This is a genomic window from Clostridium sp. AF21-20LB (genome assembly GCF_003478795.1).
GTDB classification, from domain to species: Bacteria; Bacillota; Clostridia; order Lachnospirales; family Lachnospiraceae; genus Otoolea; species Otoolea fessa.
In genome coordinates, this window is record NZ_QUGD01000023.1 from 13,048 (window position 1) to 29,668 (window position 16,621).

Sequence of the window (16,621 nt, forward strand, 5' to 3'; positions counted from 1 at the left end):
TGACGATATGCAGCATAAAATATAGTCGAACGGCTTTATTATTTTATTCAAATAGAAATATAGCCGTTCGAACAAAATTTCAACAAAAATACAGAGAGTTTTATCGTAATGATTTCGTAAGAAATTGTCTATATATTTCGGAGGGAAGATCTGATATTATATGAATAACAAGCTAGAAAACCAATCTTGTAAAAATAAAAAGTGATAACAAATATTTTGTGAGATTTTTTGTTCAGATAGAATCGAGAGGTGATCAATATGAAGAAAAAATTCTGGCTGACATTATACAATATAGGCGTCTCTATTTTATTCTTACTGTCATTGTACAGTTATGCAAAAGGCATGGCAGGCTTTTCTTTATTTTTAGCGCTGGCAGTTTTTGGAGAAATTGCGGCAAGGGCTTTTATTGAATGCAAATACTTGCAGGAGAGTCCAGAGATAAAAGAGGATACAGCTTATCGAATCACGAAAGTATTGCGATTGCTTTCTGAAATTATCTTGATCATAGGAGTATGGCGGATTCGTTTTAAATAGCCACATTCTAAAAATAATGCTTATGATATATTCCATATTCAATGAAAGAGGAGGCATCCGTCCATCAACCTCGGTTGCTTCCTCTTTCTCTATCTATTTCAATCAAAATCTATTTCATCATATCGCGTAAAACCGTCAATATTTCCATCGCCGCTGCTTCCTTACTCATCTGCTCCAGATGGCGGGTCTGCTGCTTATCGATCAGCGTGATGACGTTTGTATCGGTTCCGAATCCGGCGCCGGCTACCTTTAAGTTGTTGGCAGCGATCAGATCCAGATTTTTGCGTTCCAGCTTGCCGCGGGCGCGTTCCTCGAGCTGGGAGGTCTCCATCGCGAAGCCGCAGAGCAGCTGTCCCGGACGTTTGTGTGCGCCGAGGTAGCTTAAAGTGTCCTCAGTGCGCTCCAGCGCCAGGCTCAGATCGCCGTCGGATTTCTTGACCTTTTCATCAGAAACGACTGCCGGACGGTAGTCAGCGACGGCTGCCGCCTTGATGATAATGTCCTGTTCCTCACTCCGGGAGGTGACTGCTTCAAAGAGGTCGTGTGCGCTTTTGATGTGGACAGTATTGACAAATGGAGGCGGAGTCAGTGAAGTTTCGCCGGTGACGAGTGTCACGTCGGCACCGCGCAGCATCGCCATCCGTGCCAGCGCATAGCCCATTTTTCCGGTCGAATGGTTCGTGAGGTAGCGCACCGGATCGACCGCTTCCTGGGTCGGACCGGCGGTCACAAGGATCTTCTTTCCGGCGAGATCCTTCGGGTAGGCGATCGCGCGGAGAATATATTCCAGGATCAGCCCCTCATCCGGGAATTTGCCCTTTCCGGAATCGCCGCAGGCGAGCAGACCGCTTGCCGGTTCGATGATGGTAAAGCCGTAATGTTCTAACAGGCGGAGATTATCTTGGGTAATAGGATTCTCATACATCCGTGTGTTCATCGCCGGAGCAATGATGCGCGGGCACTGGCAGGCTAAGAGCGTGGTCGTCAGCATATCATCGGCAAGTCCGTGTGCCAGTTTGGCGCAGACATTGGCAGTCGCCGGGGCGATGATCGCCAGATCCGCTTTTTTCGCCAGCTCGATGTGTTCCACTTCAAATTTAAAATTCCGGTCAAAGGTGTCCGTCAGGCATTTATTGACGGTCAGGGTCTCAAAGGTAAGCGGTGTGATAAATTCCATCGCATTTTTAGTCATAATCACGTGTACATCCGCGTGCTGTTTCTTTAAAAGGCTGGCAAGGTTCGCCGCCTTGTATGCGGCGATTCCGCCGGTTACTCCCAAAATAATCGTTTTTCCAGTTAACATGATATATATCCTTTCGGTTTGTACTCTGGTTTTCTGGGTCATTTTCGAACAGCATAGCATCTGGAGGAAAAATTGTAAACCTTTTTTGACTTCCGTTCTCTGTTGGGGCTTTGGTAAGCGCACATAACAGGAGAGGAAAGAAACATGTATTTTGTGAAAAGACAATAAAAAACAGCACATATTCTGGTAGAATTGTTGGTTGTATGTTGAAAAGTGATGTGATATAGTGTGGAGGTGTCTGCTGGCTGACCTGGTTTTCACTGGATGTGAACAGGGACAGGCGGCAGCAGTTGTATTGTATCCCATAGAAAACAGGCACCGAACGTGCTGGCAGCAAATCTGCGGAAAGCGGCAGAAGAAAGAAACTTCTGCCGGAATGTGCGTATCTGCATACGGATCTGTATCTGAGATGGAGAATCATACCGGAAGAGACGGGGAATTAAAATGCCCTGGCTCGCGGCTTTTCTGGATGGTATCGCCGGAAAGAACGGAATTTGTAAGGATTTTATGCACATGATATTGGCGCAGGTAAGCGGCAGTCTGGTGAACAGAAGGTGCAGCAGGTTTTTCGAACGGGAATAATAACAAGGAGGAAAATTTCATGAACACAACAAACAACACATCTAAACTTGTCATCTTAGGTCTTATGACCGGCATTCTTCTGCTGATGGCGTACACTCCCCTCGGATATCTGAATATTGGGCCGCTGGCGATTACATTTAATGTGATTCCGGTTGCGATTGCGGCGATCACACTGGGACCGGCAGGCGGCGCAGCGATCGGTGCAGTCTTCGGCATGACCAGCTTTTTACAGTGCATCGGCATCGGCGGCAGCAGTGCGATGGGCGCGATGCTTTTCAGCATTAACCCGTTTCTGGCATTTGTACAGAGATTCGTTCCGCGTATGCTGGATGGTCTTCTGTTAGGCTACATTTTCCAGTTTGTACGCCGCAGAACCGATGCGTACATGGCGAGTCTGGTAACCGGATTCTGTTCCGCGTTTTTAAATACAGTTTTCTTTATGACGGCTTTAGTGGTTCTGTTTGGCAATACCGAATATATGCAGGGGCTGATCGGCGGAAAAAATATTATCCTGTTCGTATGCGGTTTCGTAGGAATCAATGCAGTATGCGAAATGGTATCGTCCACAATCCTCACCGGTGCAGTCGGCGCAGCACTTTACCGGGCAAAATTTGTACCGGCTCTGGAAAAAAGCAGGGGGTAAGACAGTATGATTTTGGCATTGGATATCGGAAATACGAATGTGGTTCTCGGTTGTATTGCGGATGGGGAAATCCTCTTTACCGAGCGGATGGCGACAGACAGCGGGAAAACAGAGCTTGACTATGCGATTTCCCTGAAAATGGTGCTGGAGCTGCGGGAAATCAAGGTAAGTGAGATCACCGGTGCGATCATCGGTTCGGTAGTACCGCCGGTTACCTCCCTGATGCGGGAGGCGATCCGCAAGGTGACGGGGCAGGAAGCTCTGGTCGTCAATGTGGATATGAATATCGGTCTGGAAGTGCTGATGGACAATCCGTCCTCCGTCGGTACCGATCTGATCGTCGGTGCCGTCGCGGGAATCAATCGGTATCCGGTGCCGCTTATTCTGATCGATATGGGAACGGCAACCACCATCTGTGTGGTGAATGAGAACAAGCAGTACATCGGCGGTATGATTCTGCCGGGAATAGGTGTATCGATGAATTCCCTGACCAGCCGGACCGCCCAGCTTCCGCGCATCAGCCTTGACCTGCCAAAGCACCTGATTGGCAAGAATACCGTTGAGTGTATGCAGAGTGGAATCCTCTATGGAAACGCCACCTGCATAGATGGCATGATCGACCGGATTGAAGAGGAACTCGACCAGAAAGCCACCGTTGTAGCCACCGGCGGTCTTGCCAGAAAAATCATTCCGCTGTGTCGGCATCAGATAGAATTAGATGATGAATTGTTATTGCGGGGGTTGTGGATTATCTATAAGAAGAATAAATAAGATAAAAGCGGCTGGAAAAAATCAAGCCGCTTTTAAAATGCAATTAAAAAAGATGCAGAAGCACAAATATAGTGCGAGTGATTAATTTCTGTGTTATACTGATACAGCTACCACCCCTAGACAGGTGCGGAAAGGGGGTGTACTGTGTGGGAGGAATACTGTCATTCGTGCTCTCTGTGATAGCCAGCATTGTGGCTTACTATATTTGTAAGTGGCTGGATGGAGATGAGTAGGTAGCAAAGGTTTAAGCCTCCTTTTCAAAAAAGGCGAGCCCCCGGTGTCAGCACACACCGGGGGCTTTTTGTGTACTCTGTGAGTACTGTCATTCGTTTGCCTATTGGCATTATAGCATATGGAAAAATTGATTTCAATATGCATATAATATAATTTTAATAGGTAATCTCCCGTCCTTCTTTTCTCCACTCCCTAAACTGTGCCGCTGCGGAAAGCAGAAGATCACAGGAAGAGTTGAGTGCTGTCTCGACGGAATCCTGCACCACGCCGATGATAAATCCGACACCGATGACCTGCATGGCGATATCGCTTGAGATGCCAAACAGAGAGCAGGCAAGCGGAATTAAGAGCAGGGAACCACCGGCAACACCGGATGCGCCGCAGGCGGAAAGTGCCGACAGGACGCTTAAAATGATGGCGGTCGGAATATCCACCGGAATTCCCAGCGTATTGGCTGCCGCCAGCGTCATGACGGTGATGGTAACAGCCGCACCGTTCATATTGATGGTCGCACCGAGCGGGATGGTAACGGAGTAGGTATTTTTGTCCAGTCCCATTTCCTCGCAGACTTCCATGTTGATCGGGATATTGGCGGCGGAACTACGGGTAAAGAAAGCAGTCACCGCGCTTCGCTTTAAGCATTTAAAGATCAGCGGGAATGGATTCTTGCGGATGCACCAGTAAACCAGAATCGGGTTGGTCACGAAGTAGATAAAGAGCATCGAACCGACCAGGACGGTCAGAAGACGTCCATATTCGGTAAATACCTGCAGACCGTTGGTAGACACGGTGTCAAACACAAGGCCGAGGATACCAAACGGAGCAAAGTTGATGATCCAGGTAACTACCTTTGAGAGTGCACCGGCGAAATTATCCATGATTTCCTTGGTTCGCTCACTGGCAGCGCGCAGTGCTACACCGAACAGAACCGCCCATGCCAGAATACCGATGTAATTCGCTTCTGCAATCGAAGTGATCGGGTTCTTTACAACGTTTAATAAAAGTGTCTGCAGAACCTCAGCAATTCCCTGCGGTGCGGAGGTCTCTTCTGCCGCCTGCGCCAGTGTCAGGGTGATCGGGAATAATCTGCTTGCGATGACCGCAATCACAGCGCCTAAAAGAGTATTAAACAGATAGAGGCAGACAACCGTGCGGATGATGCCGCCGTGGCTCTGCTTTGCCTGACAGAGGGAACTGATAACAAGGAAAAATACGAGCAGGGGCGCGATGCCCTTTAATGCGTTGACAAATAGATTTCCAAGGATTGAGATTCCGACTGCCTGCGGAATCATCATTCCCAGAACAGCGCCGAGAATCATGCCGCCCAGAATTCGTTTAGGCAGGCTGATGGCTGTCCAGCGTTCATAGAGTGCTTTCATAAAATACATACTTCCTTTGTGATGATGAAATGGGGTTGACGAGTGTCGGGGAGCTGATTCAAATGTGCAAATGCAATATCTCCCGAATGATTCAACTGTCTGTGCAGCATCCGGCACAAAATCATGTGGATTCTATTATACAGGAGATAGAAAGAAAGGGAAAGTGCTTTTTTATGGCAGAGTGATAGAGAAATAGAGAAAAAATTTTTGCCCGTGTTCCGTGTGGCCAGTGGCAGAACTTGCAGTGGCGATAAGCGAAAAGAAAACTTGTATTTCTATCTGCTCTATGTTATACTCATACCCGTTGCAAAGCCCGCAAAAACAAGGTCTTACAGGCTGCCGCCGATTTCCGGCGTAAAATGAATCGAGTGTTCGTGACCTTCCACTCGTAAAACAAAACTAAAGGAGAATTGAATATGAAAGAAAACAACCTGAAAAACACGTATTTTCTGGCGTATGGCGCGGCGATCGCGGCCATCTACGTAGCGCTGACGATGGCATTCCAACCGATCAGCTTCGGACCAGTGCAGTTCCGTATTTCGGAAGCACTCTGCATCCTGCCGTTCTTTACCCCGGCAGCGATTCCGGGACTCTTTGTCGGATGCTTTTTATCCAATCTGTTCTGCGGGGCAGCCGGACTGGATATCGTATTCGGAAGCCTGGCAACCCTGATCGGGGCAGTCGGCTCCTATGCGCTCCGCAAGAGTAAGGTTTTAGTATGTGTACCGCCGATCCTGGCCAACACGATCATTGTACCGTGGGTGCTCCGCTTTGCATACGGCTCTGAGGATCTGATTCCGTTCATGATGCTGACCGTCGGGATCGGCGAGGTGCTGGCAATCGGTGTGCTGGGAAGCATTCTTCTGGCGGCGTTAAACCGTTATAAAACCATGCTGTTCGGCAAGTGTCTGGCAACGGGACGCTAAGAAAAAGACATAACTTAAATGATATAAAAGATGCATGTTACAGACGGATCGCAGTGCGATGGCTGGCGTGTATCTTTTATTTTTTTGCCTTATATTGACAATTTCATGTAAAAGAAGTTAAATTAAAAGGACGTGAAAACACAATGCCTCGCGGTTCCATATCGTTTTTCTATGGCGTCTGCGAAAACAAAAACCGCCTGCGGCGGGGAAGGAATGCACAAATATGAGTGAGAATGTATATCAGATTGATTTTAATAAACCAGAATCCGTCCATTTCATCGGAATCGGCGGTATCAGCATGAGCGGACTGGCAGAGATTTTGATGGACGAGGGATTCACTGTGTCCGGCTCGGACGCACACCGTTCGGAGCTGACCGATAACCTGGAGGCGCGCGGCGCGAAGGTATATATCGGACAGAAAGCGGAGAATATCCAGGATGGCATCGATGTGGTAGTCTACACGGCGGCGATTCACCCGGATAACCCGGAATTTCAGGAAGTAAAACGGCGCGGCATCCCGATGCTGACCCGTGCGGAACTCTTGGGCGAGATGATGCGGAACTATAAAAATGCGATCGCGATTGCCGGAACACACGGCAAAACGACAACCACTTCGATGGTGACGGAGATTTTCTTGCAGGCGAAAAATGACCCGACGATCTCGGTCGGCGGCATCCTTCCGGCGATCGGCGGCAACATCCGCGTCGGCGGACCGGAATTTTTCGTGACGGAGGCGTGTGAGTATACCAACAGCTTCCTATCCTTCTACCCGACGATGGCGGTCATTCTTAATATAGAAGAAGACCATCTCGATTTCTTCAAGGATCTGGCGGATATCCGTCATTCCTTCAAGCTGTTTGCCGAGCGCGTACCGGCTCAGGGCGCGATTGTCATCAACGGCGATATCGAGAACTATCAGGAGATCATAGAAGCGGCAAAAGGCAAGGTTATTACTTTTGGTCACAGCCGCGGCAACGATTACAGTGCCGGTGATATCCAGTATGACGATTACGCGCATCCGTCCTTCGATCTTTATATCGGCGGTGAGAAGAAAGAGCGCCTGACGCTCGGTGTGGCAGGTGAGCACAATGTATACAATGCGCTGGCAGCCATCGCTGTTTCCTTGGAAAATGGCATCTCCATGGACGCCATCCGCGTGGGACTGGCACATTTTACCGGAACCAACCGCCGGTTCGAAAAGAAGGGTGAGGTAAATGGATTTACCATCATCGACGACTATGCGCATCATCCGCATGAGATCGAGGCTACCTTAAAGACGGCGCAGAACTATCCACACAAGACACTCTGGTGCATTTTCCAGCCGCACACCTACACGCGGACGAAGGCATTTCTGCCGCAGTTTGCCGAGGCGCTCTCACTGGCAGATAAAGTCATTCTGGCGGATATCTACGCGGCGCGCGAGACGGACACGCTCGGCATCAGCTCAGAGGATATCGTGAAACTTCTAAAAGAAAAAGGAAAAGAAGCATGGTATCTGCCGACGTTCGATGAAATAGAAAAATTTGTCATGGAACATTGTACACAGGGCGACCTGTTGATAACCATGGGCGCCGGAGACGTTGTAAATGTAGGGGAAAACCTCCTTGCGAAATAGATGCACTCCGAGTGTACATATAGTTATCCACATTATCCACATAGTTTTCAACATATTATGTAAAGGAACTATGTGGATTTTTTGCGCCTAAATGCGGAAATGGGGAAATGCCGAAAATGTTGATAAAATAAGGATTTTGTCGGAGGAAGGGTTATTTTTTGAGGATTTTTGAAGGCTTTTTCCACATTATCCACATTATCCACAATCAAAATAGTGGAAAAATTGGTCTAAAAGTGTCGGCCGCGAACCATAATTAGGAGTATTTCTTTTTAAAAAAAGGTATGTTATGATAGGAACAGACGCAGTGAACCTGTGATAAATGGATGAAAACTGTCTTGTCCGGAGCAAAATTGTGGAAAAGTCCGGAAACAAAATCAAAACGGTGGAAAAGTAAGAAAACAGGAAGATTTGGATGGAACAAATAGAGAATATTTCAAAATAAAAGTAAAATACAGCAGTTTGAATGGTTTACACAGCCGCAGGCTGCTGATAGATAAATGGTAACAGGAAATGTGAGGACACAGAATGGCTAAGAGGGAAATTAGACGATGGGAATAGGATTCAAAAACCGGCTGGCGGTGGGCGCGACGCCGGTTCCGGACGTATTTATTGATACATATATGGCGGGAGCCAGTGGAGAATATGTGAAGGTATATCTGTACCTGCTCCGCCACCAGCAGGAGGAAGTCTCGATCGGACAGATCGCGGACGCGCTCAACCACACGGAGGCGGACGTGCAGCGCGCGCTGGCATACTGGCAGAGAGCCGGGGTGCTGGGAACGGAAGTCGGTGAAGAGGCACAGCGATCGTTTCAGGAGACGCCGGGACAGCAAATTTCACCGGTTTTTGCTTCAACGGAATCCCAGGCAAGTGCTGGTTCTTTTGCGCCATCTGCCAAAACTGCCGCCCGGGAAGCCGCAGCCTGCGATATGTCACGTCTGACCTCGGATGAGTCGTTTAAGCAGCTCATTTATATTGCCCAGCAGTATTTAAACAAGCTGCTCACACCGACAGACTGCCAGATTCTTGGAAATCTCTATTCGAATCTGGGATTTTCCGGGGAATTGCTGGAATACCTGATTGAGTACTGCGTGCAGAACCACCACACCAGCCTGCGCTATATGGAAAAGGTGGCGCTCGGCTGGCATAAGCGCGGCATCAAGGATGTGGAACAGGCGAAAGCGAGCGGCAGGGGCTACACGAAGGGTTCATTCGCGGTTATGCGGGCGATGGGGCTTTCGGACCGGAGTCCGGCGGAGGTCGAGAGTGAATTTATCGAAAAATGGTTCTGGGAGTACGGTTTCACGCGCGAGCTGATCGTCGAGGCGTGCAGCCGCACGATCCGGCAGATACATAAACCGTCGTTTGACTATGCAGACAAGATCCTGCGGGATTGGAAAAATGCCGGCGTCAAGAGCTTCCGGGATGTGTCAGAGCTAGATAAAAAACGGAAGGAAGAAGGCGGGGCGAAGCGCCGGCAGGCGTCTGCAGGCAGCAGCCGTTCTTCCAACCGGTTCCACAATCTAGAGGAACACGGATATGATTACGACGAGATGGTATGGAGCATGATAAACGGAGCGCAGAAGACAGGAGGGGACGATGGCACTCAGTAATTCGCAGTATGAATCGATCATGCGTGTTTATAACCGGACACAGCTTCAGAAGAAACATGAGCTGGACGCGCGGGTTGACGAGGTCTATGAGAAAATACCGGCGGTCCGGGAGATGAACGACGCGATCGCCGCCGCGGCGGTCAAGAGCGCGAAAGAGCTTCTGGCGGGCGATGCGGACGCGGTGAAACGTTTGCGAGGGACAATCGCAGACCTGAAAGAGCAGCGCCAGGTGCTGATGAGCGCCTACGGCTATCCGGCGGACTATCTGGAGATGCAGTATAATTGTCCGGACTGTAAGGATACCGGGTACAAAGACGGCATAAAATGCCACTGTTTCCGTCAGCGGGAGATCGATCTGTTATACGCCCAGTCGAATATCCGGGAAGTGCTGAAGCGGGAGAATTTTTCTCATTTTTCCTATGATTATTTTGATGACACGAAGATCGATCCGCGTAGCGGCAAGACTGCCCGCGCGTATATGGAGCAGGTGACGGCGTTCTGCCACCGCTATGTGGACGGATTTAAAGAAGAAAAGGGAAATATCTTATTTACCGGAAAAACGGGGCTTGGAAAGACGTTTTTAAGCAACTGCATCGCGAAGGAGCTGATTGAGCGCTGTTTCAGCGTCGTGTATCTCCCGGCGGTGGAGATGTATGAGATATTTTCAAGGGACCGCTTCGCAAATGATGCGACCGATGAGGATCGCGACCGCTCCCAGTATTTATTAGAGTGCGATCTGCTGATCATCGACGATCTGGGGACGGAACTGGTGAATACGTTTACGACTTCCCAGCTCTTCTATGTGGTCAACGAGCGCTTAAACCGGAAGAAAGGCACGATCATTTCCACCAATCTGCCGGTCAATGAGATGCGCGACGAGTTTACCGACCGCGTCATGTCACGGATCATAAGCCAGTATCAGATCATTCCGCTCTACGGCGAGGATATCCGGATACGAAAAAAGCTGGAAAACCGGTAATGGGTTGACTTATAAGGGACATAATGATATAAAAGAGACGTTAGAATGCGCTAACATATGCAAAAAAAGCGAATTAACAGAGAGTAAACAGGCTGGAGGAAAATGGAAAATGCTGTACGAAGAGAAAATCATTGAGACGATACCGGTAGGTCCGCTGGGACTGATTCCATTAAAGGGATGTGAGGAACTGGTAGGCAAGGTAGACAAATATCTGGTGGACTGGAGAAATGAGCGCGAGAGCGAGCACAAGACGTCGATCGCATTTTCAGGTTATCAGAGAGACTCCTACATCATCGGGGCAAACACACCGAGATTTGGTTCCGGCGAGGCAAAGGGCGAGATCAAGCGTCGGTGCGCGGCGATGATCTGTATCTGATCGTGGATGTCTGCAACTACAGCCAGACATATTCTCTGTGCGGCATGGTAAACCATATGTCCCCGGATGATCATTATCAGGATCTGAAACGTGTCATTGCGGCAGCAGGCGGAAAGGCACGCCGTATCAACGTAATCATGCCGTTCCTGTATGAGAGCCGCCAGCATAAGCGCTCCGGCCGTGAGTCCTTAGACTGCGCGCTGGCACTGGAAGAGCTGGTAGATATGGGCGTTGAGAATATCATTACCTTTGACGCACACGATCCGCGTGTCCAGAACGCGATTCCGCTCAAGGGTTTTGAGACCGTTCAGCCGATTTACCAGTTTATCAAATATTTGCTGAAAAATGAGAAAGAGCTGGAGATCGACAGCGATCACATGATGGTCATCAGCCGGATGAGGGCGGTATGTCCCGCGCTGTCTTCTTCTCCAACGTGCTGGGACTCGACATGGGTATGTTCTACAAACGCCGCGATTACACCAGGATCGTCAACGGACGCAACCCGATCGTTGCCCATGAGTTCTTGGGATCCAGCGTAGAGGGCAAGGATGTCCTGATCATCGATGATATGATCTCCTCTGGCGAGAGCATGTTAGATGTAGCGAAGGAATTAAAGAGCCGCAAGGCGAGAAAGGTATTCGTATGCGCGACCTTCGGTCTGTTTACCAACGGACTGCAGAAGTTTGACGAGTACTATGAGAACGGTCTGATCGACCGCGTCCTGACCACCAACCTGGTATACCAGACACCGGAGCTTCTCTCCAGACCGTACTATATCAGCGTCGATATGAGCAAATACATCGCGCTCATCATCGATAACCTGAACCACGATGCCTCCTTAAGCGAGCTGTTAAATCCGACTGGACGTATCAATAAGCTGCTGGCGAAGTATCGGGCGGGAATACGGGACTAAAAATAGACCTTTAAAATAGAAACAAAAAGAACGTCATTTCCGGACCAATACATGTCAGAAAATGGCGTTCTTTTTAATGTCATAGGAAACAGGCAATGTCACGGTTATGTATGAAAGGAGTCCTACAACCGCACTTCATGCACCGCAGCTCCTTCTTCCTTCAGCACCCGCATCTCCCTCTCATGACAAGTAAATACAAGAATCTGCCCGGAATAGGCGGTTGGCAGCCATTTGAGGACGGTTCTCAGGCGCTCGTCGTCGTAGAGGACGAAGCTGTCGTCAAAGATGAGCGGCAGCCGGTCTGCATCGCCCTGGATAAAGTGGGCGGCGGCGAGGCGCAGCGCCAGATAGATCTGGTCGGCGGTGCCGCTGCTGACCTGTTCAAGCGGGATCAGCTTCCGGCGGGTATTTAAAAACGCATTCAAGTTCTCATCGATGCTGATGCTGGAATAAATTCCGCCGGTAATTCCGGCGATCAGGTCGGACGCAGTCTTATTTAAGTACAGGCCGAAAGAATCCCGGATGGTCGTGGAAAGCTCTTTTAAGGTATCAAGCGCCAGATCCACGGAGGCGATCTCCTGATGGATGCGCTCATTTTCATTTAAAATGTGTTTGAGCGCCGCTGCCCGGTCTTTGCAGGCGGATAGGTGCTCCAGCTTTTTCTCTAACTCCCACTGGACGCGCTGTTGTTCCTCGATGACAAGGCTGCAGTCATTCTGCTTTGCCATCAGCGCCGAGATCTGTTCGGAACGTTTTACCAGTGAATCCTCCGAGTTTGTAACGGCGTGGCAGAGCGTGATGAAGCGGTCCAGCCGCTGGGACAAAAGCTTCATGGATTCATCCGAAATCTCGGATTCGCCCAGGTGGCGGCTCAAAATCTCCGATAAAACAGAGGCACTTTTCTCCGCCTCCTGCCTGCGGCGGCTCCGGTGCCGTGTGACGCAGATTCCCAGCATGAGAAGCACAAGAGCGGCGACGCCAAATATGAGGGCGGTGGGACCAGCTCCCAGCCACGGGGACGGAAGCGGGAAGAACGCCAGATATCCGCAGTATGCGGCGCAGATGGCGCAGATCGCCGCTGCGATAAAGAAAAACACCTGGAAAAACCGGGATCCCTTGCTGGAGGAAGACACCTGTGCATACTGATAGTCCTGGTAGAGTGTTTCAGCCTGACTGCGGTACGCCTCGATGGACGCCTCGTCCGTAAAGGAAAACTCATCCAGTACCTGACGGCTCTTCTGCAGCCGGTCGGATAAATCTTCTTTTTCTATTTTCTGATGTTCCAGTTCATTTCGGACCGAGTCACGTAGTTTTGAGTATTCCTGTAACTGATTCTCATATTTTGGCGAAGAAAGCTCGCGTTCCAGCGCGCGGATCTCGCTAAGAAGGGAGGTATAGTTGACCGAAGCCTCCGGGCTTAACTGGGATTCAAATTGTTTGCGCTGATTTTTCAGATAGGCGGTCGCCTTAGTGATATTGAGCGCCATATTGCCAGAGGTATTCATGTTGGCAATATAGTTTTTCAGTTCTGAAACCATGCCTTCATCGGTCGCACTCTTTAACTGGCTGATGCTGATGGTGTTGTTGTACATGGTTTCACTCATGCCGCCCAAGATTTCCTGCAAAACGGCGCGGCCGTCCGGTTCCTCGCGTCCGGTCGTCTCGTTGATGACGGTAAATTCCTTCTTATTTTTCTGGAACGAGCGCTCGATCCGGTAAATGGTGCCGTCGTCGGATTCAAGCCGGAGCTGCCCCTCGTAGGTGCCGCTGTTTTCCCACGGCTCATATTTGCTGTAGATGTCGTTTCTGGCGGCGCGCCCCTCTGACGCTCGATGCCGAAGAGCATGCCGCGGATAAAGGTGTGGATCGTGGATTTGCCGGCTTCATTTTTACCGTAAATGACGTTTAACCCATCCTCAAAGGAGACGGCTGTGTCATGAAATTTTCCAAACCCACTGATATAAAGATCAAGAAAACGCATGGAAGCTAACTCCTTTCATCGGTGGTGAGAAGCAGGGCGTGGATGCCGTAAAACAGCGCCTTTTTCTCCACCGGACTCATGTCCGGTTTTTTCAGTGCCTGGATGTAAAAGCCGATCATATCGCTTGGATGCTCGGCAAACAGGGCGGAAAAATCGTATTGCGGTTCCGTCTCATCGATGATATCCGCGATGCGGAAACGCAGCTTTAAGGCGTCCAGATCGAAGAAAATATCGGGATCGCGCATGCCCTGCACCTTGAAGCGGAAAATATTGTCATTGCCGCGCTGTTCGATCTCATGGGCGATTTTTAAGTACAGCTCCGTGTTGGTCGTATCCGGCGTGACGCGGACGATGAGTGGGATGTAGCGGAGCTTCGCCATCGGAATAAAGTCCAGTGTCGTTACCTGACAGCTTTCCGGGTCGATCTCGCCGTAAAGGATGCCGTGCCTGCCGGTCTCGGTCTTATCAAGCGGCTCCGGGGAACCGCAGTATGCCATCTTTTTGTCCAGTAGGATCTCTGGCCTGTGGATGTGCCCCAGTGCGATATACGAAAATCCAGAGGAAGCCAGCGCCGCCCGGTCGATCGGGACGTGGTTCGCGTCGCCGCCGTGCCCCAGCAGAATGTGGATTTTTCCATCCTCCGGCGCTTCAAGAGCATCGAGGCGCGGCTCCGGGATCTCCGCAGTATAGTAAGAAAAGCCGGTCACCTCGGTGTTGATATCCTCAAAATAGACGGATGAGACATCCTCACTTTCCAGAAACGTCACGTTGGAAGCCCAGGAAAAGCTTAAAACGGCGGAATTTTTGCGGATCCGGTCGTGATTGCCCGCGATGATGACAACCTGTGTCTGCGGGATCGTGGAAAACAGGTAATTGACCTCTTTCAGGTCGCGCAGCAGCGGCTGGCGGTGGAACAGATCCCCCGCGATGAACAGGCAGTCCACGCGCAGTTCCTTTGCCTTGGCGATGATGGCGGTAAACGTATCGCGGATATCGCGGCTGCGCTCCCGGCTCCACGGCTTGTCGCTGTCCGGGGACATGCCCCAGTGGATATCGCCGGTATGGATAAATTTCACATTCTCTCCCCCTTTCAGGAGTCTGTCACTCCGTATGTACATATTGAAATAATAATAGAAAAGGGACTGCTGCAAATAGCAGAAAGCAGATTCCAGTATTTGCGACAGCCCCATAGTTGCTTATTGTTTACAGTTCACAGTTGTTTACGGTTCTCGGGAACGGAATGACATCGCGGATGTTGGAAACGCCGGTTAAGTACATCACGCAGCGCTCGAATCCAAGACCAAATCCGGAGTGTCTTGCGGAACCGTATTTACGCAGATCCAGATAGAAATCGTAGTCCTCCTTTTTGAGTCCAAGCTCGTCCATACGCGCCTCTAACTTTTCTAAGCTGTCCTCACGCTGGCTGCCGCCGATGATCTCGCCGATGCCCGGTACGAGACAGTCCATCGCTGCAACGGTCTTGCCGTCTTCGTTCATCTTCATGTAGAATGCCTTGATCTCCTTCGGATAATCGGTAACGAAGACCGGTTTCTGGAAGATCTTCTCGGTTAAGTAGCGCTCATGCTCGGTCTGTAAGTCACAGCCCCAGAATACCTTGTAGTCGAATTCGTCGTTGTGCTCTTCGAGGATGCGGACAGCCTCGGTGTAGGTTACATGACCGAACTCGGAATTTAATACGTGGTTTAAGCGGTCAAGGAGTCCCTTGTCGATGAACTGGTTGAAGAAATTCATCTCTTCCGGTGCGTGCTCTAAGACGTAGCGGATGACATATTTTAACATATCCTCGGCAACTTCCATGTTGTCGTTCAGATCCGCAAATGCCATCTCCGGCTCGATCATCCAGAACTCAGCTGCATGACGGGTCGTGTTGGAGTTCTCTGCGCGGAAGGTCGGTCCGAAGGTGTAGATATTGCGGAATGCCATCGCGTAGGTCTCGCCGTTTAACTGACCGCTGACAGTTAAGTTAGTTGGTTTTCCGAAGAAATCCTGGGAGTAGTCAACCGTGCCGTCGTTCTTTTTCGGAACATTGTTCAGATCCATCGTGGTAACCTGGAACATCTCACCGGCGCCCTCGCAGTCACTTGCGGTAATCAGTGGAGTGTGGACATACACGAAATCGCGCTCCTGGAAATACTGATGGATCGCGTAAGCTGCCAGGGAACGTACACGGAACACAGCCTGGAAGGTGTTGGTTCTCGGACGCAGGTGGGAGATGGTACGCAGATACTCAAGGCTGTGGCGTTTCTTCTGAAGCGGATAATCCGAAGCGGACGGTCCCTCAACGGCTACCTCGGTCGCCTGAATCTCGAACGGCTGCTTTGCCTCCGGGGTCGCAACCAGGGTACCTTTTACGATAATGGATGCGCCTACGTTTAACTTGGAGATCTCTGCAAAGTTCGGCATTGTATCATGGTAAACAACCTGAAGCGTCTCAAAGTAGCTGCCATCGCTCACAACGATGAAGCCAAAGTTCTTGGAACCGCGCACGCTTCGTACCCAGCCGCCGATCTGAACTTCTTTGTCCAGATACGTCTCTCTGGAACGGTAAATTTCTCTTACAGTGGTTAAATTCATCTCAGTAAACTCCTTATTTTGCAAAATAAACTTTCTCATGCGGACTGCCCTGCAGTGTGCAGACCGTGTTTAACTTTCATTATACTGTATTTTCCTTGTAGATTCAAGGGACGGAGGGAAATTTGCGGGGGAAGAAACCTGCCCGCATAAAAAGTGACAGCTTTAAAAATTAACAGA

At 50.0% G+C, this 16,621-nt stretch carries 13 protein-coding genes and 1 pseudogene; 8 read left to right on the forward strand and 6 right to left on the reverse strand.

Annotated features, from left to right (window positions below):
* Positions 1-258: 258 nt before the first annotated feature.
* Positions 259-534, forward strand: coding sequence for a hypothetical protein (locus tag DWX76_RS10945; protein ID WP_107001717.1), 276 nt, complete (start codon positions 259-261; stop codon positions 532-534).
* Between the two features lie 109 nt (positions 535-643).
* Here the strand turns inward: DWX76_RS10945 and coaBC are convergent, their stop codons facing one another.
* A complete protein-coding gene (gene coaBC / locus DWX76_RS10950; protein ID WP_118570676.1) occupies positions 644-1,837 on the reverse strand; it encodes a bifunctional phosphopantothenoylcysteine decarboxylase/phosphopantothenate--cysteine ligase CoaBC in 1,194 nt (397 codons plus the stop codon).
* A gap of 601 nt (positions 1,838-2,438) precedes the next feature.
* On the opposite strand from coaBC, the gene DWX76_RS10955 reads away from it, so the two are divergent.
* Positions 2,439-3,062, forward strand: coding sequence for an ECF transporter S component (locus DWX76_RS10955; RefSeq protein WP_022359587.1), 624 nt, complete (start codon positions 2,439-2,441; stop codon positions 3,060-3,062).
* Positions 3,063-3,068: 6 nt separating this feature from the next.
* Positions 3,069-3,833 carry a type III pantothenate kinase gene (locus tag DWX76_RS10960; protein WP_118570677.1) on the forward strand — a complete coding sequence of 255 codons (765 nt, stop codon included), beginning with the start codon at positions 3,069-3,071 and terminating at the stop codon, positions 3,831-3,833.
* A 389-nt stretch (positions 3,834-4,222) separates the two neighbouring features.
* On the opposite strand, the gene sstT is transcribed toward DWX76_RS10960, so the two are convergent.
* Positions 4,223-5,446, reverse strand: coding sequence for a serine/threonine transporter SstT (gene sstT, locus DWX76_RS10965; protein ID WP_118570678.1), 1,224 nt, complete (start codon positions 5,444-5,446; stop codon positions 4,223-4,225).
* Between the two features lie 416 nt (positions 5,447-5,862).
* Between sstT and DWX76_RS10970 the strand changes: the two genes are divergently transcribed.
* From DWX76_RS10970 to DWX76_RS10990, 5 genes and pseudogenes are all read left to right on the forward strand, one after another.
* Complete coding sequence (locus DWX76_RS10970) at positions 5,863-6,372, forward strand: QueT transporter family protein (RefSeq protein WP_022359584.1); 510 nt, start codon at positions 5,863-5,865, stop codon at positions 6,370-6,372.
* 223 nt (positions 6,373-6,595) lie between these two features.
* Entirely contained in the window at positions 6,596-7,987 is a 1,392-nt protein-coding gene (gene murC / locus DWX76_RS10975; protein WP_118466999.1) for a UDP-N-acetylmuramate--L-alanine ligase, read from the forward strand.
* 548 nt (positions 7,988-8,535) lie between these two features.
* Positions 8,536-9,600 carry a DnaD domain protein gene (locus DWX76_RS10980; protein ID WP_117796649.1) on the forward strand — a complete coding sequence of 355 codons (1,065 nt, stop codon included), beginning with the start codon at positions 8,536-8,538 and terminating at the stop codon, positions 9,598-9,600.
* Positions 9,587-10,579 carry an ATP-binding protein gene (locus DWX76_RS10985; protein WP_118570679.1) on the forward strand — a complete coding sequence of 331 codons (993 nt, stop codon included), beginning with the start codon at positions 9,587-9,589 and terminating at the stop codon, positions 10,577-10,579. Before DWX76_RS10980 ends, DWX76_RS10985 begins: the two co-directional genes overlap by 14 nt.
* A 109-nt stretch (positions 10,580-10,688) precedes the next feature.
* Positions 10,689-11,868, forward strand: a pseudogene (locus DWX76_RS10990) (ribose-phosphate pyrophosphokinase).
* Between the two features lie 122 nt (positions 11,869-11,990).
* Here DWX76_RS10990 and DWX76_RS10995 read toward each other — a convergent pair.
* The 4 genes from DWX76_RS10995 to asnS all read right to left on the reverse strand — a co-directional run bounded on the left by DWX76_RS10995 (position 11,991) and on the right by asnS (position 16,444).
* A complete protein-coding gene (locus DWX76_RS10995; RefSeq protein WP_412694058.1) occupies positions 11,991-13,472 on the reverse strand; it encodes a hypothetical protein in 1,482 nt (493 codons plus the stop codon).
* Entirely contained in the window at positions 13,469-13,849 is a 381-nt protein-coding gene (locus DWX76_RS15175; protein ID WP_412694059.1) for an AAA family ATPase, read from the reverse strand. The genes DWX76_RS10995 and DWX76_RS15175 overlap by 4 nt, the downstream gene beginning before the upstream one ends.
* A gap of 5 nt (positions 13,850-13,854) precedes the next feature.
* Positions 13,855-14,925, reverse strand: a complete 1,071-nt coding sequence (locus DWX76_RS11000) for a metallophosphoesterase family protein (RefSeq protein WP_118570680.1) — start codon at positions 14,923-14,925, stop codon at positions 13,855-13,857.
* Positions 14,926-15,052: 127 nt separating this feature from the next.
* Positions 15,053-16,444 (reverse strand): asparagine--tRNA ligase, encoded by a 1,392-nt coding sequence (gene asnS / locus DWX76_RS11005; RefSeq protein WP_118570681.1) that lies wholly within the window; start codon positions 16,442-16,444, stop codon positions 15,053-15,055.
* Positions 16,445-16,621 lie beyond the last annotated feature (177 nt).